The sequence below is a fragment of the Nitrospirillum amazonense genome, assembly GCF_007828035.1.
GTDB lineage: Bacteria > Pseudomonadota > Alphaproteobacteria > Azospirillales > Azospirillaceae > Nitrospirillum > Nitrospirillum amazonense.
The window spans coordinates 380,509-402,892 of the sequence record NZ_VITV01000002.1; the positions used below are offsets into that span (position 1 = coordinate 380,509).

Annotated in this window: 18 protein-coding genes; 10 read left to right on the plus strand and 8 right to left on the minus strand. The window is 67.7% G+C overall.

Annotation, left to right across the window (positions count from 1 at the left end; genetic code table 11):
* Positions 1-62: 62 nt before the first annotated feature.
* Complete coding sequence (locus FBZ87_RS05700) at positions 63-1,148, minus strand: serine hydrolase domain-containing protein (RefSeq protein WP_211106854.1); 1,086 nt, start codon at positions 1,146-1,148, stop codon at positions 63-65.
* Between the two features lie 161 nt (positions 1,149-1,309).
* Entirely contained in the window at positions 1,310-1,738 is a 429-nt protein-coding gene (locus tag FBZ87_RS05705; protein ID WP_145609379.1) for a VOC family protein, read from the minus strand.
* Positions 1,739-2,050: 312 nt separating this feature from the next.
* Here FBZ87_RS05705 and FBZ87_RS05710 point away from each other — a divergent pair, with 312 nt between their 5' ends.
* The 3 genes from FBZ87_RS05710 (at position 2,051) to FBZ87_RS05720 (ending at position 4,926) form a co-directional block, all read left to right on the plus strand.
* Positions 2,051-3,226, plus strand: coding sequence for a glycosyltransferase family 4 protein (locus FBZ87_RS05710; protein WP_145609380.1), 1,176 nt, complete (start codon positions 2,051-2,053; stop codon positions 3,224-3,226).
* An 11-nt stretch (positions 3,227-3,237) separates the two neighbouring features.
* A complete protein-coding gene (locus FBZ87_RS05715) occupies positions 3,238-4,227 on the plus strand; it encodes an alpha/beta hydrolase (RefSeq protein WP_145609381.1) in 990 nt (329 codons plus the stop codon).
* Between the two features lie 99 nt (positions 4,228-4,326).
* Positions 4,327-4,926, plus strand: a complete 600-nt coding sequence (locus tag FBZ87_RS05720) for a hypothetical protein (protein WP_145609382.1) — start codon at positions 4,327-4,329, stop codon at positions 4,924-4,926.
* Between the two features lie 12 nt (positions 4,927-4,938).
* Here the strand turns inward: FBZ87_RS05720 and FBZ87_RS05725 are convergent, their stop codons facing one another.
* A complete protein-coding gene (locus FBZ87_RS05725) occupies positions 4,939-5,853 on the minus strand; it encodes a LytTR family DNA-binding domain-containing protein (RefSeq protein WP_145609383.1) in 915 nt (304 codons plus the stop codon).
* Positions 5,854-5,986: 133 nt separating this feature from the next.
* Here FBZ87_RS05725 and FBZ87_RS05730 point away from each other — a divergent pair, with 133 nt between their 5' ends.
* Positions 5,987-7,210 (plus strand): acyltransferase family protein, encoded by a 1,224-nt coding sequence (locus FBZ87_RS05730; protein WP_145609384.1) that lies wholly within the window; start codon positions 5,987-5,989, stop codon positions 7,208-7,210.
* 17 nt (positions 7,211-7,227) lie between these two features.
* Here the strand turns inward: FBZ87_RS05730 and FBZ87_RS05735 are convergent, their stop codons facing one another.
* Both FBZ87_RS05735 and FBZ87_RS05740 read right to left on the minus strand, forming a co-directional pair.
* Positions 7,228-8,187, minus strand: a complete 960-nt coding sequence (locus FBZ87_RS05735) for a PAS domain S-box protein (RefSeq protein WP_145609385.1) — start codon at positions 8,185-8,187, stop codon at positions 7,228-7,230.
* A 245-nt stretch (positions 8,188-8,432) separates the two neighbouring features.
* Entirely contained in the window at positions 8,433-9,302 is an 870-nt protein-coding gene (locus FBZ87_RS05740) for a LytR/AlgR family response regulator transcription factor (protein WP_186454597.1), read from the minus strand.
* Positions 9,303-9,475: 173 nt separating this feature from the next.
* Between FBZ87_RS05740 and FBZ87_RS05745 the strand changes: the two genes are divergently transcribed.
* The 4 genes from FBZ87_RS05745 to FBZ87_RS05760 all read left to right on the plus strand — a co-directional run bounded on the left by FBZ87_RS05745 (position 9,476) and on the right by FBZ87_RS05760 (position 15,293).
* Positions 9,476-10,717, plus strand: coding sequence for an acyltransferase family protein (locus FBZ87_RS05745; protein WP_211106855.1), 1,242 nt, complete (start codon positions 9,476-9,478; stop codon positions 10,715-10,717).
* 187 nt (positions 10,718-10,904) lie between these two features.
* Entirely contained in the window at positions 10,905-12,800 is a 1,896-nt protein-coding gene (locus FBZ87_RS05750) for a methyl-accepting chemotaxis protein (protein WP_145609387.1), read from the plus strand.
* Between the two features lie 663 nt (positions 12,801-13,463).
* Positions 13,464-13,874: a helix-turn-helix domain-containing protein gene (locus FBZ87_RS05755; RefSeq protein ID WP_044560789.1), complete on the plus strand. Its 411-nt coding sequence runs from the start codon at positions 13,464-13,466 to the stop codon at positions 13,872-13,874.
* Between the two features lie 591 nt (positions 13,875-14,465).
* A complete protein-coding gene (locus FBZ87_RS05760; protein WP_186454598.1) occupies positions 14,466-15,293 on the plus strand; it encodes a ProQ/FINO family protein in 828 nt (275 codons plus the stop codon).
* A 162-nt stretch (positions 15,294-15,455) separates the two neighbouring features.
* Here the strand turns inward: FBZ87_RS05760 and FBZ87_RS05765 are convergent, their stop codons facing one another.
* A complete protein-coding gene (locus FBZ87_RS05765) occupies positions 15,456-18,170 on the minus strand; it encodes a DUF3369 domain-containing protein (RefSeq protein WP_145609389.1) in 2,715 nt (904 codons plus the stop codon).
* 227 nt (positions 18,171-18,397) lie between these two features.
* Here FBZ87_RS05765 and FBZ87_RS05770 point away from each other — a divergent pair, with 227 nt between their 5' ends.
* Positions 18,398-19,090 carry a Spy/CpxP family protein refolding chaperone gene (locus tag FBZ87_RS05770; protein WP_145609390.1) on the plus strand — a complete coding sequence of 231 codons (693 nt, stop codon included), beginning with the start codon at positions 18,398-18,400 and terminating at the stop codon, positions 19,088-19,090.
* A gap of 90 nt (positions 19,091-19,180) precedes the next feature.
* Here FBZ87_RS05770 and FBZ87_RS05775 read toward each other — a convergent pair whose 3' ends face one another.
* Positions 19,181-20,614: an MFS transporter gene (locus FBZ87_RS05775; RefSeq protein WP_145609391.1), complete on the minus strand. Its 1,434-nt coding sequence runs from the start codon at positions 20,612-20,614 to the stop codon at positions 19,181-19,183.
* A 108-nt stretch (positions 20,615-20,722) separates the two neighbouring features.
* Between FBZ87_RS05775 and FBZ87_RS05780 the strand changes: the two genes are divergently transcribed.
* On the plus strand, positions 20,723-21,346 hold the full coding sequence (locus FBZ87_RS05780; RefSeq protein WP_145609392.1) for a helix-turn-helix transcriptional regulator: 624 nt from the start codon (positions 20,723-20,725) through the stop codon (positions 21,344-21,346).
* Here the strand turns inward: FBZ87_RS05780 and FBZ87_RS05785 are convergent.
* A complete protein-coding gene (locus tag FBZ87_RS05785; protein ID WP_186454599.1) occupies positions 21,343-22,341 on the minus strand; it encodes a glycoside hydrolase family 18 protein in 999 nt (332 codons plus the stop codon). The genes FBZ87_RS05780 and FBZ87_RS05785 overlap by 4 nt on opposite strands.
* Positions 22,342-22,384: the final 43 nt, after the last annotated feature.

The window sequence follows — 22,384 nt, forward strand, 5'->3', positions numbered from 1 at the left end:
CGGATCCGACACCGCCGCCGGAAAAATCTTCGGTGTAATGCGGGCCTCAGGCCCCGTGCCGGTCAGGACTGCCCGCGCAGGTAGGCTAGGAAGGTGGGGCTGGCGCCTAGGGCCTCGAACACCGGGAGCACCAGTTGGAAACCGTTGTCGCTGTTGGTCAGGAACACCCCCCCTTTCCGGGTGGTCGGGCTGTACCACGCGAAGGTGGCAACCCCCTCGTCCCGGCCGGTGTGCATCATCACGGTCTCGCCGTTGAACTCCAGCACCTGCCAGCCCAGGCCGAAGCCGGCCTCGGCCGGGCAGGTGGCGGCCTTGGCGCCGGCGCACATCTCCGTCCTCTGGCTGACCTGGATATGGCGGCGGTCCGCAGCCAGGCTTGTGGTCAAATCCTGGTCCCTCATCACGCTGGTGATGAAGCGCGCGTAGTCGCCGGCCGTGGTGTAGATCAGGTCGGCGGCGTTGTACGTGGTGGCGTAGCCCGGCTGCAGCGCCTTGCCGGACGCGTCCGTGGGCACGGCGACGCGGCCGTCGAACCAGGGCTTGTGCCCGCTGGCGGTGTCGTTCATGCCCGCCGGCTTGAACAGGACGGCTTGGGCCAGGCTCTCGAAATCCTGCCCCGTCTTCTTCTCCACATAGCGGGCGACGTACTGGTAGCCCTCCCCCGAGTAGCCGTAGGAGGTGCCGGGCGTGAACTGGAAGGCCAGCGGCTTGCCTTGCCCCCGCCAGTTGGGGAAGCCCGTCTGGTGGCTGAGCGCCAGGCGCGGGGTCAGCAGCTGGCGGCGGTCGTCACTGGCGATGTCGGGATCCGTCCAGTAGTCGGCCATGGGCGCGTCCAGTGACACCGTCTTCCGCGCGGCCAGGCGCAGCACCACCTCCGCCGTGATGGGCTTGGTCAGCGAGGCGATGTTGTACAGCGTGGCCGGCGTGGCGCGCACGCCGGGACTTTGCTCTCCATAGGCGGCGGTCAGCGCGACCTTGCCATCCTCGATCTCGGCGATGGAAACGCTGGGCACCTTGGCGCCCGCCAACAAGCCGGGGACCGCCTGGTCCAGGGCCGCCCGGATGTCCTTGGGCTCCGCCGCCGGGGCGCCGCCGCCCAGGGCCAGGGCGGCGGCCATCACCGGCACCCCCCACAACGTCCGTCTCATGTTCACTCCCCACCTTAAGAAAGGCCGTGTGGGAACAGGACATCATGGGGCGGCGGCACCGGGAAGCCCAAGAAACGCAAGTGTTGCAATGCCGTAGCAATTTTCCCTGGCCCTGCAACAAAGGCCGCCGCCGGTTACGGGCGGTTACTTGTTACGGTCGGCTACTTGGCGAAGATTAGGGATTCATCACGAAACGCCTTGAATTCCAAGGCATTGCCGCTGGGGTCGTACAGGAACATGGTGCCTTGCTCCCCCACCTGGCCCTTGAAGCGGACATAAGGCTCGATGACGAAGGTCTGCCCGCCGTCGCGCAGGCGATCGGCCAGGGCGGTCCAGTCGTCCCAGGCCAGAATCAGGCCGAAGTGGGGCACCGGCACCTCGTGACCGTCCACCGGGTTGTGATCGTCGCTGGGCGCCGCCGCCTTGCCCGGCACCAGGTGGGCCACGATCTGATGGCCATAGAGGTCGAAATCTACCCACTCCGGCGAGCTGCGCCCCTCGGGGCAGCCCAGCAGCTCCCCATAGAAGGCGCGGGCGGCGGCCAGGTCATGAACGGGGAAAGCCAGGTGGAAACGTGGGCGCTGCGTCATCTTCATCCACTTTCTCAGGATTGATTATTATGGAATAAAATCATTAGCTTGTTCAGTAAATCACACGTTAGATGTCGCTTCAGGTTGGCGCATCCAGCACCGTGGCGTCGATGCGGTACATGCCGTTCTTGCCGGCAAAATAGTACATCAGATCGGTCAGGCCCAAGGCGCGGTCGAACCAGCGCCGGTTGTGCGCCCTGCTAGGGACAGGTTCGCCTATCCGACAGGACGTATACGACAGGCAGTCGGAAAATCGGTAGAACTCGCTCCCTGTTCCCTGCCATCACATTAGTGGACGCTGCCTTGGTCATCATGCCTGACGCCCCCCGCCCCACCTTGCTGTTCGTCGTGACGGAGGACTGGTATTTCCGGTCCCACCGTCTGCCGACAGCGCGGGCGGCTCGCGACGCCGGGTTCGACGTCGCCGTGGCCTGCCGGGTGGCCAAGGATGGGCCGGCCATCGCGGCGGAGGGGTTCCGCGTCATCGCCCTGCCCTGGCGGCGCGGCAGTTTCAACCCCTTGAACGCCCTGGGCGACATTCGCCGCCTGGCGCGGCTCTACCGCCGGGAACGGCCCACCATCATCCACCATATTGCGGTGAAGCCCACGGTGCTGGGCGGCTTCGCGCTGTTCCTGGCCGGCCTGCGCGACACCCGGGTGGTCGCTACCCTGGCCGGTCTGGGCCTGGGCCTGTCGGGCACGGGAACCAAGGCGGGCTTGGGCCGGGTGCTCTTGCGCCTGGCGCTGAACGCCGCCGGTTGGCGCCGGAGCCAGGCCCTGGTGGTGCAGAACGGCGACGACGCCGCCCTGCTGGCCGCCGGCTGGCCCCGGCCGCCGACGGCGCGCCTGATCCGCGGCTCCGGCGTCGATCTCACCCACTATGAGGAACTGGCGGAGCCCCTGGGACCCGTCACCTGCGCCCAGGTTTCGCGCATGCTGACCCTGAAGGGGGTAGAGGATCTGGTGGCCGCCGTGCGTCTCGTGCGCGCCCAAGGCATCGATCTGCACCTGATCCTGGCCGGCGCGCCCGACACCGACAGCCCGGCCGCCATCCCCCGCGCGACCCTGGACGCTTGGGCGGTAGAGTCCGGCATCGAATGGCTGGGCGCCGTCAGCGACGTGCGCACCGTCTGGGCCCGCGCCAGCATCGCCGTGCTGGCCTCGCGGGGCGGCGAAGGCGTGCCCAAGAGCCTGCTGGAAGCGGCAGCCTGCGGCCGCGCCATCGTGGCGACCGACGTGCCGGGCAGCCGCGAGGTGGCGGTGGAGGGGCGCAACGCCCTGTTGGCCCCGCCCCGCGATCCGGCGGCGCTGGCGGCCGCGCTGGCCCGCCTGGCGCAGGACGCGGCCCTGCGCCGCCGCTTGGGCCTGGCCAGCCGCGGGGTGGTGGACCCGGAGTTCGGCGAGGCTGAGGTGGGCCGGCGCATGCGCGACCTCTACCTTGGCCTGGTGACCCCCCTGCCGGTTCCGCGCCGGGATGGCGGACGGTAAGCGGAGGATGGATGATGCGCGCACGGCATTGGAAAGGGGTTCTGCTGCTGGTCGCCCTGTTCGCTACGGGGCTCACCACGGGCCGGGCCGGCGCAATGGAGCAGGAGGTCACGGTCAACGGCGGCCCCGGTCCTTTGGCCGGCACGCTGCAGATGCCGGACACGGCCCCGCCCGGGCCCATCCCCGCCGTGCTGATGGTGCCGGCCTCCGGTCCGGTAGACCGCAACGGCAACGGCCCGTCGCTGCGCACCGACGCCCTGCGCCAGTTGGCCCAGTCCCTGGCCCTGAAGGGCATCGCCAGCCTGCGCATCGACAAGCGCGGTGTGGGCGCCAGCAAGGCCGCCCTGGCGCGGGAGGAGGACCTGCGGCTGAACACCTATGTGCAGGACACCGGCCAGTGGCTGGCCTTCCTGCGCGCCCAGCCGGGCATCGGCCCCATCTTCCTGCTGGGCCATAGCGAGGGCGGGCTGACCGCCATCCTGCTGGCCGAACAGGCGCCGGTGGCGGGCCTGATCCTGGTGGCCACCCCCGGCCGCACGTACGGCGACATGATGCGCCAGCAGCTGCCGCGTACGGACTTGGCCCTGGACGTACAGCGGGCCGCGCTGGACGCCATCACCCAGCTGGAGCAAGGCCGGCCGGTCACCAAGGTTCCGCCGCCGCTGATGAGCCTGTTCCGCCCCAGCATCCAGCCCTACCTGATCTCGGAACTGACCATAGACCCGGCGGCGGAACTGGCCCGCACCAGCCAACCCGTGCTGGTGCTTCAGGGCACCAACGACATCCAGATCGACATGTCCGACGCCATACGCCTGTCCCAGGCCCGCCAAGGCGTGCGGCTGGAGCGGTTGGAGGGCGTGAACCACATGATGAAGAACGCGCCTCTGAACGACCGCGCCGGCAACCTGGCCACCTATACCGACCCCGGTCTGGCCATCAACCCCGGCATCACCAGCGCCATCGTGCGCTTCGTGCGAGGGAATGGGGCGGGTGGTCCATGATTTAAGTCGAAGGAGCGGGTTTCCCTTCCTGGAGAAGTTATATCGAGTTCGGTGGTAAGTCTTGCCCTCGTTGGCAGTTTCGCTTGCAGGCCGTTCCTTATGGCTCTCGCCGCTGGAATAGTGGTCAGCGATGGCCTCTATAAGCCTGATGAGTCGCCGGGCGGACTGGGTACGGTGGGAGTTGGCGCATTGGTGATGGAAATGTCCGCTTTGCGCGAACGGCTGAGGGCCGCTCCGGTGTTCCTGGGATTCGCCGCAGTGGGCGGCGGGTTATTGTGTCTGGCTTTATTCAGCCTGCTTCCCATCGCTCACGATCTTGGCGCGGACGCCCCTCTGATCACCCTAGCGCCCCGAGATGCCACTGGTCTGCCATTGGCTGTCACGCTCTTCGCCTTCGCGGCGATGACGCTGTTCCGAGCCCCTAAGATTGATCCTGCCAGACGCGACCGGAGCAGAACCAAGCAACCAGCCAGCCACATTAATGGTCCGGTGATTTGCCTGGGGGTGGCGTTTTTGGGGATCGTGCTGGCATTCCTGGCGTCCCCCATCACCACCGGCATCGTGGAGAAGGCGGCGGCGAGCCACGGCTATATCGCCTGCCCGGCCCTACCTGGTGAGCATCCAGCGCATCTGCGCTGGACACGCGATACGTTGGACCATTGCCCCTTGCCGAGGAAGAAAACCGCTTCTGACAGCTGAGGACACCGGCCATCAAACCTCCAGCAGCTCCGCCTTGTAGCGCCTGCTGGCGGTTACCGTCAGGCCGGTGGTCAGGGTGATGTCCAGGTCGCCGGAGGGGCGGCTGTCCACGCGCTGGATAGTGGCGCGGTTCAGCAGGCGGGAGCGGTGGACGCGCACGAACAGATGGGGCGGCAGGTCGGACTGGATGTCGGCCAGGGAGCGGCGGACCAGGTGCACCCGTTCCCTCGTCATGACCTCGACATACTTGCCGGCGGCGCTGACCTGGATGATCTCCTCCGGTGCCACGAACACCCGGCGGGTGCCGACCTTCAATTCCAGGCGGGCTGGCGGTTCGGGGGCCGGCGGTTCGGGGAGCGGGGGTGCGATCGGCGCTGAAACCACCGCGGCCTGCTGCGCCTCCACCAGCGCCACCACGCGCGACAGCCGTACCAACTGCCGCCCCATGGTCAGGATGGCGGCGGCGATCAGATACGTCAGCGCGTCCTTGCGGACCTCGTAGAGGAAGATGTCGGCCCAACTGCCGGCGTTGTGATAGTGGCCGCCCACCAGGGCGTACACGATGACACGAAGGCCCATCATCAGGCTGATGTGTACGACGCCATAGGCGATCATCAGCAGCAGGTGCAGGCCCAGGGTGCGCAGCGGTGCCCGCGCCCAGCCCGGCGCCCGCCTGATCCCGAGATACACCAGCGGCAGCGCCGCCAGGCCGCCCAGCGCGCTGGAATATTCCCAGCACATCGGTTCCCACGCGGCGATGGGGCGGCCGTCCCGCTTATGCTCCGACAGGACGGACAGCACGTTGATGGTGGTCGGCAGGAAATAGAAGACCAGCCACACCAAGGCCCAGGTGGCGCGCGCCGACAGCCGCCATCCCGGCAGCATCACCGCCTGCGCCGTTCCTTCCGCCGCTGGTGCCGTGGACATCGCCGTTCAATCCCCATCCGCGCCCTTTATCCCGCCGCCCGCACCCTCGCCTCTTGGGGGCGCCGGCGGTCGGGTGCCAGCGTAGCGCCATTGCCGGTGCCCCGGCCAGCTTGATCATGAGGATGCGACGCCGATGTCCGTTTCCGCTTCTTCCCCCTTCTCGACACGCCGGTATGACCTGGACTGGATCCGCGTCATCGCCTTCTTCCTGCTGATCCTCTATCACGTGGGCATGTTCTACGTGCCGTGGGACTGGCACGTGAAAAGCCCGCATACGGTTCCGGCGCTGGAACCCATCATGATGCTGACCAGCCCATGGCGGTTGACGCTGCTATTCCTGGTTTCCGGTGCCGCCACCCGTTTCCTGGCGGACAAGATGGTCATGGACGGCAAGATGGCGGTGGGGGCGCTGACCCGTGCCCGGGTGGCCCGGCTGCTGCCGCCCCTGCTGCTGGCCATCTTCGTCATCGTGCCGCCGCAGAGCTTTTTCGAGATCGTGGAGAAGGTGCCGGATCAGGCCCTGCCCTACGCGGCCTTTTATCTGAAATACGTCACCGGCAGCGGCCATTGGTGCCGGGGGACGGACTGCCTGGCGACCCCGACCTATAACCACATGTGGTTTGTGGCCTATCTGCTGGCCTACACCCTGGTGCTGTGCGGCCTGCTGGCTGTCGGGAGGGAACTGCTGAGGCGGCTGGAGCGCGGCATGGAATGGGCCTTGGGTGGCTGGCGCCTGCTGGTGCTGCCCCTCCTGTTCCTGGGCCTGATCCGTTATGCCCTGTTGGACCGCTTCCCCATGACGCACTGGATCGTCAACGACTGGTACGACCACGCCCTGTCGTTCAGCGCCTTCCTGTTCGGCTTCTTGATGGCGAAGTCGGAAACGCTGCGCCAGGGCTTCTTACGCCTGCGCTGGCCGGCGCTGCTGGTGGCCCTGCCCGCCTACGCCATCTTCGCCACCTACGCTTGGGCCTACCGCGCGGACGATGCGGTGCCGCCCGAGGCCTTGCGCGCCGTCATGCGCTTCGTCTATGCGGCAGACCAATGGGCCGCCATCGCCGCCGTGCTGGGTTTCGGCGCCCGCCATCTGACCCGTGACAGCGCCGCCCTGCGCTATCTGGTGCCGGCCGTGTTCCCCTTCTATCTGGTGCATCAGACGGCGACCGTCGTCCTGGGCCATTACCTAGCCAAGGCGGGCCTGCCCCAGGGGTTGGAGGCGCCGCTGCTGATCCTGGGCACCTTCGCCACCTGCCTCGCCGTCTACGAGGCGGTGCGGCGTGTGAACCCGCTGCGGCCCTGGTTCGGGCTGAAGCCCACACCGGCCGGGCGCTTGGAGGCACAAGCGCAGGCGGCCTAAGGCCCGACCCGGGAACGTCAGTTCAACAGGTTGGCGCGCGGCAGGCTGATGCCCAGGGCCAGACCGCCCTCCTGCCAGTCGAAGTCCAGACGCCCGCCCAACTGCCCCGCCAGCAACAGCTGGCACACGGTCAGGCCGAAGCCCTTGCGCATCGGTGGGCGGATGTCGTGCAGGCCCCATTCGCGCCAGTTGACCGACAGCGCGTTGTCGTCGCTCTGCCACGACAGATCGACGTGGCCGTCCGGATGATTCAGGGCGCCGTAGCGGGCGGCGTTGCCCGCCAGCTCGTACAGCGCCAGGCCCAGCGCCTGCGAGGCCTGGGGGCCCAGCACCGTCTGCGGCCCGCTGCGGGTGACGCGGGCGCCGCTGGGATCGAAGGGATCGAAGGAGATGTGGGCCAGGCTGTCCATGTCGGTGCCCACCCACTGCCGGCTGGCGACTTGGCTGTGTATGGCGGCGAGCGCGGAGATGCGCCCCTCCACCAGGGCGACGAAATCGTCTACTGACTCCGCTCGCGTCAGCCGCAGGATGGATTGCACCACCGCCAGCGCGTTCTTGGCGCGATGATCGACCTCCTGCATCAGGAAGGAGATCTGGCGTTCAGAGCGGCGATTCTGCGAGATGTCGCGGGCGATCTTGGACGCGCCGATCAGGTTGCCGTCAGCGTCGCGCAACGGCGAGACGGTCAGCGAGATTTCCAGCGTGTGGCCATCCTTGTGGCGGCGCAGCGTTTCAAAATGGCTGACGCGCTCCCCCTGTTTCAGGCGGGCGAGGATGCTGGGCATCTCCGCCTCGCGCCCAGGGGGGGCCAGCACCGCGATGTTGCGGCCGATCATTTCATCGGCGGTGTAACCGAACAGACGCTCCGCCGCCGCGTTCCAACTGGTGACGGTGCCATCCAGCGTCTTGCTGATGATGGCATCGTCCGACGAGTCGACGATCGCGGCCAGAATGGCGTGCGGGGACAAGGCTTCCATCGGTCGGCAGTGCCTCCAACCAACCCAAAAACAAGGTTAACGCCGACCAACGCCGGCTGGGCCGGATGTCAGGCGCCCGTCGCCGTGGACACTTTTGAGCAAGGTGTGAAACCCGCTAGAAAAGTAGGTCCCCGTCGACGTCGGCAGTCTGGCCCAATGCATGGCCACACTTCAAACGGACCTTAGACCTATACCCCCGGCTGGCGCGGTGCCGCGGCAGATAATCGCTTGGGCATACATCTATTCTAGAATAGCTCTGATTTATAGCGGCGGCTGGCTGGGATGGTGATGCCGTTGGTCAACGTCAAGTCCATGTCGCCGGAGGGCCGGTTATCGATACGGACGATGGCGCCCCGGTTCACCACATGGGAGCGGTGGACCCGCGCAAAGTCCGGCAACGGCAATTCCGCTTGGAAATCCGCCAGCGTGCGGCGCACCAGGTGGACGGTTCCGGCGGTCACCACCTCGATATAATTGCCGGCGGAGCGCACCAGCAGGATGTCCGCCGGCGCCAGGTAGACCCGTCGCGATCCCACCTTCAGTTCTATGCGCGCCGGTTCCGCCGCCGTTGCCGGTGGGGCCTGTCCCTCCATGGCCTGGGCGGCCGCGCTTGCCGCCGCCGCTTCCACCAGGGCCAGCGACCGCGACAGGCGGATCAGGTGGCGCACACCCACCACCACCAGCACGATCAGCAAATAGGTCAGCAGATCCTTGCGGAACTCATACGGCAGGTCGTCCCGCAGGTCGTCCACGGCGTAGCTTTGCCCCAGGGCACCATAGGCGGCCATGCGCAGCACGGTCATCGCCGCCAGGTGCAGCGTGCTGAAGGCCAGGGCCGTACCCAGGAACTGGACCGCGCAGCGCAGCGGCGCCTCCGCCCAGCCGGGCGTGTGGTTGATGGACCAGCGCACCAGGGGCAGCACCAGCAGCAGGGCCACGCCGCTGGAATATTCCCGCAGGAAGGGTTCCCAGGCGGGGATGTCCTGGTTGGTCCGCTGATATTCCGTCAACAGCGCGAAGGCGTTGATGGTGGTGGGCAGGAAGGCGAAACCCAGCCACACAAGGGCCCAGGCCTTGAGGCTGGGCGTACTCCAGAAGACTGATAAACGATCCACCGCCGGTCTCATTTTTTCATCCGCTTGGCCCTGTCAGCCAACCATCCGTCCCCATCGGCCCCGGAAAACCCGCCGCTCGCGTCAGGGAAATGGCCGGCTCCCCTCCTTAAGGTCAGCCTAGGGCAGTGGCGCGGGCAGTCGCCACATGTCTTACGACCAGGGGCCGAAAGAACATGATGCCTTCCCGTCCTGCGCCAGCCGTCACCCGCCGTCCCGACTTGGACTGGATCCGGGTTCTGGCGTTCTTCACCTTGATCGTGTTCCACGTGGGCATGTTCTACGGGCCTTGGGAATGGCATGTGAAAAGCCCGCACGAGGTACCGGCCATGGCGCCGGTGCTGATGGCGACCAGCCCCTGGCGTCTCAGCCTGTTGTTCCTCGTGTCGGGGGCCGCGACCCGTTTCATGGCCGACAAGATGACGGTGGCCGCCCTGACCAAGGCGCGGCTGGCCCGCCTCGTGCCGCCCTTGGTCTTCGCCGTGCTGGTCCTGGTGCCGCCGCAGACCTACTATCAGGTGATCGAGCAGGCGGTGACGCCGGTTGAGACCTATTATCCGGCCTTTTACCTGAAGTACCTCAGCGGCACGGGCCACTGGTGCCGGGTCAACGATTGCCTGACCACCCCCACCTATAACCATATGTGGTTCGTGTCCTACCTGCTGGCCTACAGCCTGGGGCTTTCGGTGCTGCTGGGGCTGGCGGGGGAGCGGCTGCGGGCGGCGGGGGTCCAGCTGGAGGCGCGGCTGGCGGGCTGGCGGCTGATGGCTCTGCCCTTCCTGGCGCTGTGCGCGCTGGACATGCTGCAGCTGCGCTTCCCCATCACCCACTGGATGCTGCACGACTGGTACAACCATACCCTGTCGTTCACCGCCTTCCTCTTCGGCTTCCTGATCGCCAAGTCCCTCCCCCTGCGGGATGGTTTCATCCGCTGGCGCTGGTGGGGGTTGGCCCTGGCCGTGCCCGCCTATGCCGTGGTGGCCTATTACACCTGGGTCTACCCCTTCGGCGCGCCGCCCGCCCCGCTGGGCATCCGCGCCGCGATGCGCCTCGTCTATGCCGCCCAGCAGTGGGGAGCCATCGTTGCCGCGCTGGGCTTTGGCGCCCGCCACCTGAACCGTGACGGCCCCGTGCTGCGGTACCTGGTGCAGGCGGTCTTCCCCTTCTACCTGGTCCACCAGACCATCACCGTGGTGGCGGGTCATAACCTGGCGCCCCTGGGCCTGCCCCAGGGCGTGGAGGCGACTATATTGGTAGTCATCACCTTCACCGGTTGCTTCGCCACTTATGAGATCGTCCGCCGCGTCAATTTCTTGCGGCCGTGGTTTGGTCTCAAACGCCTGCCACCGCCATCCAAGATCGCCCTGGAGACTGGTGAGGTGCAGACGCAAAGCCAGACACAACCGGCGCAGGCGTGATCATTGGATAAGCTATCCTCAAGATAGGATTGCTTTTTCTGAAAACTTTCTTCGTCTGTCGCAAAGTTTAAACCCAAATTTAACAGAGCTGTGATTATCCGGTGACCGGGGCGGTTTGTAAGGTGGTCCCGCCCAGGCCCTTCCCCGGCCTTTGGGCACCCTTGCCCCTGCCAGGATGGCCGCCCCCATGCGCCAGACGTCACCCGCCCGCCTCGCCGCCACTGCCGCCCGTTTTACCGCCTTTAAGACCGCCGTCACCGCTCCCCTGGCCGCCCTGCTGAACAGCCGGGCTGGCGCGGCCGTGGCCCCCGTCCTGGCGCGTTACGGGCGACTGCTGGGCCGCATGGTGCCGCGCGCCACCCGGCTGCGGTCCAAGTTCATGGCCGTGGGCGGCACGCTGCTGTTCCTAGTCCTGCTGCAAAGCGCGATCGGCATCGGCATCGCCCGTCAGTCCCGCGCCATCCTGGAAGGCACCACCGCCCAGACCGACGGCGCTATGGCCGACCTGGGGCTGGCCGCCACCCTGAAGAACATGCAGGTGCAGGTGCTGCTGACCCAGACGCTGATGGGGACCCTGTCCGTGGCGGAACCGGCGGAGCTGAACAACTCCTTGCGGGCCATCGCCACCACCTACGCCGCCGGCCTGGAGGAGGTGCGCCGCGTCGCCGCGCGGGAGCGCGCGGGCGGCACTGCCGAGAACAACCCGCTGGGGGACGTGGCGACCAAGGTGCAGATGGCCAAGACCCAATTCGACGCCCTGCAGGAAACCGCCATGGCGCTGAAGCCGCTGGCGGGCAAAAGCTCGGCTCCGGCGGACCAGCTGCTGAAGCTGTCGGCCCAGGTCGACGGGCTGAACGACCATCTGGACCGCATGGCGGAGGCCATGAAGCTGGTGGCCAAGGGCGACCAGGCACAGGTGCGCACGGGCAATCAGACGGCCCTGGGCGTCATCGATGACCTGAACCACGGCATCCAGGCCAGCACTGCGCTGGGCCTGGTCTTGTGTGGCCTGGCGGCCGTGTTCCTGATGCGCGGCGTGCTCTCGCCCCTGCTGGCTGTGGCCGGCGCCACCCGGGACCTGGCCGGCGGCCGGCTGGACGTGGCCTTGCCCGCCGCCCGCAAGGATGAGATCGGCGAGATGGTGGACAGCCTGTCCGTCTTCCGTGATAACGCCCGCGCCGTGGAGCGCCTGAACGTGGAGCGCGACCAGGAGCGCGCGCGGGCCGAGGAAATGCGCCGCCGCGCCCTGGAGAACACAGCCCATACCTTCGAGACCAAGGCCGGCCGAATCCTGGGCTCGGTCACCGAGGCCGCCCATGGCCTGGTGGAAACGGCGCGGGCCGTGTCACGCACCGCCGCCGGCGCGTCCACCGCTGCCAGCGCCGCCGAGACGGCCGCCCAATCGGCCAACGGCACCATCCAGGGGGCCGTGGACGCGGCCGAGCAGCTGCGCGCCACCACGGCCAATGTGTTGGAAAGCGTCGCCGAGGCCGCCAAGTTGGCCCGCACCACCGCCGACAGCACCAAGGGCACCAGTGAGCTGATCGAGCGGCTGACGGTGGCCTCACGCCGCATCACCGATGTCGTGGCCCTGATCCAGACCATTGCCGGACAGACCAACTTGCTGGCGCTCAACGCCACCATCGAAGCAGCCCGTGCCGGCGAGGCCGGCCGCGGCTTCGCCGTAGTGGCCAGCGAGGTCAAGGGCTTGGCCGGCCAGACCGCCCAGGCCACCCAGGACATTCAGCAGGAGATCGCTGCCATGCAGGCCGCCATCGCCCAGGCAGTGCAGGCCTTCCGTGAGATCGTGGCGGCGGTGATGCGCATCGACCAGGTGAACGACGGCATCGCCCGCACCATTACCGACCAGGCGCGCGCCACCCAGGCCATCGCCGTCACGATGACGGACGCGGCGCAGGGCGTCACCCGCGTCGGCGGCGATATCGGCACCGTGGCCCGCGCCGCGAACGACACGGGCTTGGCCACCAACCAGGTGTTCACCGCCAGCAGCGATCTGTCGGTGCAGGCCAAGGAGCTGCAGCGCGCCGTATCCGACTTCCTGTCGGCCATCGTCGCGGCCTGAGCCACAGCCGCCGCCCGCCCTCCGCCCGCCTCTGCCCGGGGGCGGCATCACCTCATATCTTGCGAGTCGGGACGGGGCGCGGCCAAGGTCGCGCCCCGTTGGCGTTTGGGCCCCGTTGGAGTTTGGGCGCTGTTCGGCGCCCTGTCCGTCCGGCGGGGCCTATACCCTTTGCCCGCGCACGCGCGGCGATGTGCTGCACCTTTTTCGCGGGGGTGTGGTCATGGGACCCGCAGCCGGCGGGGGAAAGAACTACCTCTGCAGGACAGGGATGCCGGCGGGGCCCCTATCCCCTACTTTGTAGTCTATCAGGAATAGGGGAATTCCCTTATTTACCGTATGTAAACTTGTTTACGATGTCTTTATAAGGACTGCCCCGGTTCGGCCCCTTCCTTTATTCGCGGCGTCGCCTTTCCCGTACGGCTGAGCGCGGATGGCGGAGGCGGGTAGCGGACCCGGGCGGCGAAATTGGCGACGATCCCGTGCTGGGGGTGCCGTGTATCGGCCCTTGATGGCGGTGGTCAGAGAGGCCAAGTCCCCAAGATGGCCACAATTCCCGTGGATATCCTGGGGAGACTGCCTCGCCCCCTCACGAGCGATAGGATTTAGGAAATGACGACGACGGACAAGCCGAACACCGGCCGGGGCAAGACCCGCAAGCGCACCATGCTGGCGGCCGAGGAAGAGACCGGCACCAGCGTGGACAGTTATGTCGGCGGGCGCGTGCGCCTGCGCCGCACCCTCATCGGCATGAGCCAGGAAAAGCTGGGCGAGGCCATCGGCTTGACCTTCCAGCAGGTGCAGAAATACGAGCGCGGCGCCAATCGCATCTCCGCCTCCATGCTGCACAAGATCGCCCAGGTGCTGGACGTTCCCATCAGCTTCTTCTTCGACGGCCTGGGGCCCCAGGGGCAGATCCCGGCGCCGGCCATCGAGGCGGCGGTGGAAGGTGGCCGCCCGCCCAGCGAGCGGCGCGAGACCCTGGAACTGGTGCGGGCCTATTCCCGTATCACCGAAAGCTCGGTGCGCGACAGCATCATGGCCTTGGCCAAGTCGCTGGCCAACCATAACGGCTGATGCCAAAGGCGGCCTTCAAAGGCCGTTAAGCCTATCCGTTTTGCATTGCGGCATGGTTCGGAACCATCCACGGTGCGGATCAATTGAAGAAGCCGGACGATGACTCGACCGTCATCGTCCGGCTTTTTGTTTGGGATTGCCTTCCTGGCTGATGTCTTCGCCCGGCTTGCGCGAAGGGTTGACCAAGGCCAGGGACCATTGCCCGCCCTGCAACGCGCGCGCAGCGGACATGCAGGCAGAAAACAGGAAGACTGCGGGGGCCTGCCGTTACACGTGAGCCTTGTAAAACTTTCTTTAACCGCTGGGGCAGATAGTGATGGTCATGGGGCACGACGATACCGAACAGGGGTCGCCACCAGCCACTTCCATGCCGTTATTCGTTTCGTCTCCGGTTTCATTAACGTTTTCGTCCGCCTCCGCCCCTGCGGTGGGGCGGATGGCGACCGGATGGCGCGACCTTGGCACGCGAAGGCTCGGGTCATGCACGCTGGTTAAATCAAGGCTGCACCAAACGAGGGCTTGGAACTGACTTTCTGGTTGCGGCACCGCAGCAAAAAGCTGGTATCGTTGCCTTGAGCCGGGATGGATGCCATGACAACTTTATCTCTCAAGAAGCCGCTGGGCTTTGAAACTAAACTGACTCTCGACGCCGCGCAGCGCGGCACCGTCGGTGACCGCGGCGCAACAAAACGCGTCGTCGTCCTGGAACGGGCCCCTACGCCGGTACGTAGCCGCAGCGGCGGTCACGCCGATCGTGACACCGGTCGCTTCGACCGGGGCGACCGCCAGCCGGACCAGGAGTTCGGGGAGCGCCGCCAGTCCCGCGGCGACGCGCCCTACCGTCCTGCGCATCATGATTATGAGCGGCCGGACAGCGATTTCCGCCCCAACTACCGGGCCCTGGAGAACCGTTACCAGGACAACCGCGACAGCCGCCCCCACGGCGGTGAGCAGCGCGGCCGTCCCGGCGGGCGCCCCGCCCATGGCGGCCGCGGCCGTGAGGATGACGCCAGCGACCGGCCGCACGTCCTGTGGCCGCCGCGCGTGGTGGTGAACGATTTCGACGGCGCCACCATCTCGCTGCCCCGTGTGGCCGGCACGGCGCTGGAACTGCCGGAAGACCTGGCCAACGTCCATGCCCAGCTGAGCCGCCGCTTCCCCGAGGCCTTCCCCGAGGATCCGGTGCCGCTGAGCCTGACGGTGGAAAAGGAATTGGCCCGCGCCCTGGGTGACGCCGAGTTGATCGCCGCCGCCGAGTCCTTCCTGTTCGTCTATCGCGCCCACCCGGCCTATCTGGCCGCCGTGGTGCGCAACACCCGACGCGTCACCCTGGATGGCGGCCGGGCGGAACGCATCGAGCCCGAGGAGCGCGAGCAGGCCCTGTGGACCCTGCGCGCCTTGGACACGACGTTCCAGTAAGCCCCTTCTTTGCCAAGGCATCCCGGCCTCATGACAACGGCCTCCCCGATCCCCGGGGAGGCCGTTTCTGTTCGCGCGACGGCCCAAACAGTTCGGGCCCAGACAGTTCGGGGCCAGACAGTTCGGGGCCAGACGGTTCGGGGCCGGCCGGTTGGGCACACGTCAGATGGGTGGCGGCTGGTCTTCGGCGTCGGAGAGGAAGCGCTCACGCAGAAGTTCCCAATCCTGCCGCCCGAACTCCACTGCCGATTGGGCGACGGCCACGGCGCGGTCCAGGTCCGCCGCCACGCAGGCCTCATGCAGGGCCATGGCTAGATCCTGCAGGCGGATCAGGCCGCAGGTGCCGGCGGTGGCCATCAGGTCGTGCGACTCCGCGCGCAAGGCCTTCAGGTCGCGGTTGCGTGCCGCCTCCGCCAGCGTTTCCACCCGCTGCTTGCCCAGGGTGAGGAAGCCGCTCACGATGCGGATGAAGTCCGGGCGTGCCGCCATGGCGGCCAATTCACCCAACCTGTCCTCTGCCAGGATGCCGAACAGGGGCGGCACCGAGGCCACGGGTTCCGGCGGAGTCTCCGGTTCGGCGGCCTGGCCGCAGGCCCAGTGCACCACCTTGCCGATGAAATGGCCCCGGTCGAAGGGCTTGGCGACATAATCGTCCATGCCTGCGGCCAGGTATTCCTCGCGCATGCCCGCCATGGCGTTGGCGGTGATGGCGATGATGGGCATGCGGGCGCCCATGGCGCGCATGCGCCGCGTGGCCTCGATGCCGTCCATGCGCGGCATCTGGATGTCCATCAGCACCAGGTCGAAGCGCCGGCAACGCACTGCCTCCAGCGCGTCGACCCCGTCCTGCACCAGGACCGCCTCGAACCCTTCCTTGGCCAGCATCAGGCTGGCCACCTCCTGGTTCACGGGATTGTCCTCCACCAGCAGGACACAGCGCCCCACGCCGCGGCCTTCCGCCGGCGTGGGCGGTGCGCCGCTGCCGCCCCAGACCGCGGGCGACGGGCGGCTGGCGGGCAAGGGCGCCGTGAACCCCTCCTGAAAGGGCTGTTCCGCCGGTTCCAGCGGTACCGTGAACCAAAAGGTGCTGCCGGTGCCGGGTTGGCTGGACACGCCGATGGTGCCGCCCATCAGTTCCACCAGCTGGCGGCAAATGGCCAGCCCCAGACCCGTGCCGCCGAAGCGCCGGGTGATGGAGGTGTCGGCCTGGCTGAAGCTTTCGAACAGGCGGGCCGCCTGCTCGGCATTGACGCCGATGCCGGTGTCCCTCACCTCCCCCCGCAGGCTGAGGCCGGCACGGCCGTTGGCCCGCGCCTGCGGCGTCAGCGTCAGGCTGACGTTGACCTCGCCGCGCAGGGTGAACTTGATGGCGTTGCCCACCAGGTTGACCAGGATCTGGCGTAGGCGGGTGGGATCGCCCCGCACCAGCACCAGCCGGCCGCCGGCGTCCAGATCGCCGCCCTGATCATCGCCCCCCAGCAGTTCCGTGCGGAAGGCCAGGCCCTTTTCCCGCGCCCGGGGCGCCAGGATGGTGGCGACACCGTCCAGCAGGCCACCCAGGGAGAAGTCGACGATGTCCAGGTCGACCTTGCCCGCCTCCAGCTTGGAGATGTCCAGGATGTCGTCGATGACGCCCAGCAGGGCCTCGGCGCTTTCGCGGATGGCCTGGGTGAATCCCCGCTGCTCTTCGTTCAGCGGGGTGTCCAGTAGCAGCTGCACCATGCCCATGACACCGTTCATGGGGGTGCGGATCTCATGGCTCATATTGGCCAGGAATTCCGATTTGCTCTGGCTGGCGGCTTGGGCCTGGACGCGCGCGCGATCCAGGTCGCGGGCCAGCACCGCCAGGTCATGGGCCTGGCGCTCCAGCCGCTCCTGCTTCTCCGTCAGCATGGCATTGGTGGCCTTCAGGTCCCGCGTGCGGCGGGCCACGTCGCCCTCCAGCCCTTCCAGCAGGCTGACATTGTCGAAGCCGGCCGGGATCTTGGTGGCGAACAGCTCTAGCAACCGCTGGTCCATGTTGGAAGGCGGGTCCTGCGCCTTGATCAACACCACCGTGCGCCCCACCTCGCGGCTGGAAATGTGCAGCACGCTGAGGTCGTCCACGAACAGGGACCGTTTGGTGCTGAGCGCCCGCTCGATCAGCTCGGCGCCGGGGATCGGCGCGTTCGCCTGGCCGTTCAGGTAGGCGTAGACGCCGCTGGCGGCCAGCACGCTCAGGGGCTGCCCCTCCAGCGCGTGCACGCAGACCACGCCCAGGGGACCGCAACTGAGAAAGCTGCCCACCTGGGTCAGGACACCGGTAGCGAAGTCACGCATGGACCGGATTTGGAACAGGGTGGCGGCGCTGTCGATGATGCGCTCCAGCCCGCGCTTATTCTCCTCCAGCGCCATGATGTGGCCATAGGACCGCAGGGCGGTGATGATGGTGGTGGTGAGGCGCGCGGCGCTGAGGTCCGCCTTGGGGCGGTAATCGTCGATGTCGTAATCGACGATGACCTGTTCCTCCGGCGCCATGCCCGGCTGCCCGGTGCGCAGGATGATGCGCGTCGCCTCGTTGCCCAGATCGCGGCGGATGCGGCGGGCCAGCACCAGGCCGGCGTCGTCGGTTTCCATCACCACGTCCAGCAGCACGACGGCGATGTCCGGCACCTCCGCCAGTATCCGGAACCCCTCCGCCCCGGAATGGGCGGACAGGATCTCCACCTTGCGGTCGCGGAAGCGCAGACGGTTCAGGACCATGCGGGTCAGGGCGTGGACTTCGGCGTCGTCGTCGATGACAAGGATCTTCCAGGGGGGCAAGACGTCCGGCCGCCGTGGGTTGGCTCCGCCGTCATCCTCGTCCCGCCACATGGGCTCCTCGTCCATACCCTGCATCGGCCCTCTTCCCCTTGGGGAAACACGCCTTTCTGCCGGCGGTCCCCCTATGCGCCACCCCTGTATTGCGAGATGGCTTGTCACATCAGACTAACGCAGATACCCCAATCGGGACATTCCTCTTAAGGTTTCATCAGCGTTCGGCGACAGTTTTTCCATGTTGGTCCGTATATCCGCTTAGCCGGTTCTAGAACGGCGAAGACGAACCTGACGAGGCTTGTAGATCCATGTCCCGCTTTCGTACCCAACTCCTTTCGACCTTGGCGGTCGGTGTCTTTGCCATCGGTGTGGCGGCAGGCGCTTTCGCCCAGGACACGTCCCATCCGGCTCCGGCCCCGATGGCGATGGCGCATGAGCACCATCGCGGCGGTCCGTGGGAACATGTGGATGGCCGACTGGCCTTCTTGAAGGCCGAACTGAAAATCACTGCCGCCCAGGAAGGGCAGTGGAAGAAGTTCGAGGCCGTCGTTCGCGCCAACGCCGAGGAAATGAAACAGAAGGCCGAGAAGTTCGAGGCCGAGCACAAGGCGCGTTGGGAGCAGATCGAGGCCGCCCGAAAGGCCGGTCAGCCGGTCGAGCGCCCCGCCCCGCCCTCGCTGACCGACCGCCTGGACCGCGCCGAGAAGATGGCGGCCGAACACGCCAAGCACATCAGCGAGATGAAGGCCGTGCTGGCGCCGCTGTACGCCAGCTTCACCCCGGAACAAAAGGAAAAGGCAGACACCTTGCTGGCGCGGGCCATCGGCCCGCATCATGGTCCGCACGGCTTCGGCGGCCATCATGGCTTCGGCGGCGGCCGCTTCGGTGGCCCCGGTCCCGGTGACCAGGGCATGCACGGCGGTCCCGGCCGTCCCGGCCCGGACGGCGATGACGACGGCGACATGCCGCCCCCGCCGGACCTGCCGGACGACGCCAACTGATCCTGACCGGACGGTTGGGACCAGGTGAATGAAGACGGCGGCGGATCGTTGGGATCCGCCGCCGTTTTTATTTATTTGTGTGTGGGTCACCTAGGCGCGGTTGGGCACCAGCGACACCAGGCAGGCGATGGCGCCGGGCACCGCCATCAACAGGAACAGCCAGTGGGCGGCCGACTGGCCGCCGATGATGCCGCCCGGGTCGACCAGGCCGGCGCTGTTGGCGATGACGCCGGACAAGGCGGCGCCGAGGGCCCCGCCCAGGGACTGCATGGTGGCGATGGCGGCCGACGCCTTGTCCTGCTCCGCCTCCCCCGCCCGCTTCAGGACGCCCGCCACCAAATGGGCCCAGCACAGGCCCACGCCGCCGCCCATGGCCAGCATGGCCAGGATCGCGGGCAGCAGGGCCACCGGGCGGTCCCAGACCCCGGAACCACCCAGCACGGGGGCCAGGGCCAGCGTCGCACCCGCTTCCAGCGCGCAGCCGGCGCTGATGGCCAGCACCGCCCGTCCGCCGCTGAGCGTGCCGGTGAAAAAGGCGGTCAGCGTCCAACCCAGCGCCACCAGCGCCACCAGATACCCTGAGGCCAGTGGCGCCACACCGTGCAGGGTCTGCAGGAAATAGGGGATGTAGACATCACTGGAGACGGTGACGATCAGGCCGAACATGATGAGGTATAGCCGGGCGATAGGCTGGCCCAGCAGCACCGCCCCCTGGGGCAGCAGGCGGAGAGGGGCGCGGCGTTCCACCACCAGCATGGCGGCGAACAGCGCCAGCGACCCCGCCAGCAGCCCGGCCTTCAGGTCCCCGCGCTCCTCCGTTCCCGCCGTGCTGACCAGCAGCACCGCCGCCAGCAGCAGGCCGATCTGTGCCAGGGGCGCGCGGGCGTCGGCACGCTCATCCGCCACCCGGGGTAGCAGGCGCGGAGCGGACAGCGCCATGATCAAGGCCGGCGGCAGCAGGATGAAAAAGGCCCAGCGCCAGGCGGAGCCATCGGCGAACAGGCCGCCGGCGGTGGGGCCCAGAAAGGTTGCCACCCCCCAGATGGCGGCATAGAGGGTCGAGGCCTTGCGCCACAGCGGCTCAGGGTAGACATGCCGGATGAAGGCGTAGGCGAGCCCCGAGAGCATGCCGGCCCCCAGGCCCTGCACCGTACGCCCCAGCAGCACCACGGGCATGGACGGCGCCAGGCCGCAGACCAGGCTGCCGGCGCTGAACACGAGGGCACCCACGGTATAGACGCCGCGCAGGCCCAACGCCCGGGGCCGCAAGGCCACGAACAATGACCCCAGCACCGCCGCCGCGACATACAGCGTGGTGACCCAGGCGAACAGCTCCAGCCCGCCGATGTCGCGCACCACGGAGGGCGCCACCGTGGCGGTGACATAGGTTTCCACCGCGAACAGGGTGACGCCGCCGCCCAGCATGAGGGTGGCGGGCAACAGCCTGGGGGAGAACAGCTGGAAGACCGAGACGGCGGGGGGCCGGGGCGCCTCGGCGGGCTCGGGTCGGGGGTTCACGGACATGGGGTGATTTTCCTCGCGGGCTTATCCTTGACCTGTCGGATGATTTTTTCCAAGTTATTAATTGGAAAATATGTCCGGCCTAGATTTAAGCAAGCTGAAACTTGGAATATGACCCGCCAGTCACCCGTGAACCGCATCCTGCTGCTGTTGAAGACGGAAGGGCCCCAGGCCACCGCGACCCTGGCCGCCGCGCTGGGCATCACCGGCGAGGCGGCGCGCCAGCAGCTGTCGCGCATGGCCGAGGATGGCCTGGTGGTCAGCGTCGGCGAAGGGGCGGCCGGCCGCGGCCGTCCCCGCCAGCTATGGCACCTGACGGCGGCGGGCCATGCCCAGTTTCCGGATGGCCATGCAGCGCTGACCACCACCCTGCTGTCCACCCTGGTGGCGGAATTGGGCGCCGGCGCCCTGGATGCCGTCATCGCCGCGCGGGAGGCGGAGACCCTCGCCCGCTATCGCGCCGAACTGGCGGATGCCCCGGACCTGGCCGAGCGTGTCCGCCGTCTGGCTGCCATCCGCTCGGCGGAAGGCTATATGGCCGACAGTTGGATGCTGGATGACGGCAGCTGGCTGCTGGTGGAGAACCACTGCCCCATCTGCGCCGCCGCCACGGCCTGCGCCGGCTTCTGCCGGTCGGAACTGGAAACCTTCCGTGCCGCGCTGGGCGCTCAGGTGGAGCGGACGGAACACGTTCCGAATGGCGCACGGCGCTGTGCGTATCGGATCGTCCCCTAGCGTTTCCCAGCAAATCCGGAAAACGTTCGGGCATAGGCGTTCGGCGCCTGATCCTGGCCGCTGCAGTCGTTGCGCGCCTTGCCGTCGCCGGGGCAGGCGCCGCTGTCCCGCTCGATTTGCCAGAACGACAGGCCGGCCAGGCCGTGCTGGTCGGCGAAGGTGCGCAGCAGGGCGGCGTCGGCCAGGGTGAAGACCTCATCCCCCGCGTCGTTCTGGCCGATCATGGGCGTGGCCGCGATCATGCTCCAGTATTGGGCATCCGCGCGGCCGGGCAGCAGGGTTTCCAATTGCTGGCGGACGTGAACCAGCCCTTCCACCGACCGGAGGCCCATGCGGCCGGCGGACTTGCCGTCGCGGTAGTCCATGGTCATGAGGTTGACGACGTCGAAGCGCACGCCGGCCGCCACCGCCGACCGCAGCACCGCGAGATCGACGGGGCGCATGCCCAGGTCCGGGCGCACGGCCAGGGTGAAGGACAGGCGCAGCACCTTGCCCGCCGCATCCCAACGGTCCTGCAGGCGGCGTAATCCCTGGGTACGCGCCGCGACGATGGCGGGACGCAGATTGTCATGCACGTCGCCATCCTCGGCATCGATGTCCAGGTGGTCGATGCCCAGGCGCGTCAGCGCCGCGTCATACTGGTCGGCGATGGCGTCGGCGCCGGTGCAGCGCTCCGCCAGGTCGTCGGCGTTCCAGCCGCCGCTGGACAGGATCACCGCGCCCCCAGCGGCGCGGAAGGCGGCCACCCGTTCCATCAGCCGCGCCTCGGGAATGGGCCAGCCGCCTTGGCAGGCGCCCTGGGCATTGAAGAAGGCCAGCGTGAGGCCCTTCTGGCCGGTGGCTTTGGCCCAGGCGGCAAGGTCGGGGTCGCCGGTCAGGTCGACATAGGGAGCGAATCCCAAGCGGGTATCGGCCCCTTGCGCCGCCCCGGCCGCCAGCGCCAGCAGAACGGGTAATGCCTGCCCCGCACGCCGAAAGAAATGGCCCAACCCCATGCCCTGTCCCTCCCCCCTCATCCCAGACGGTCTGGGCAACCGT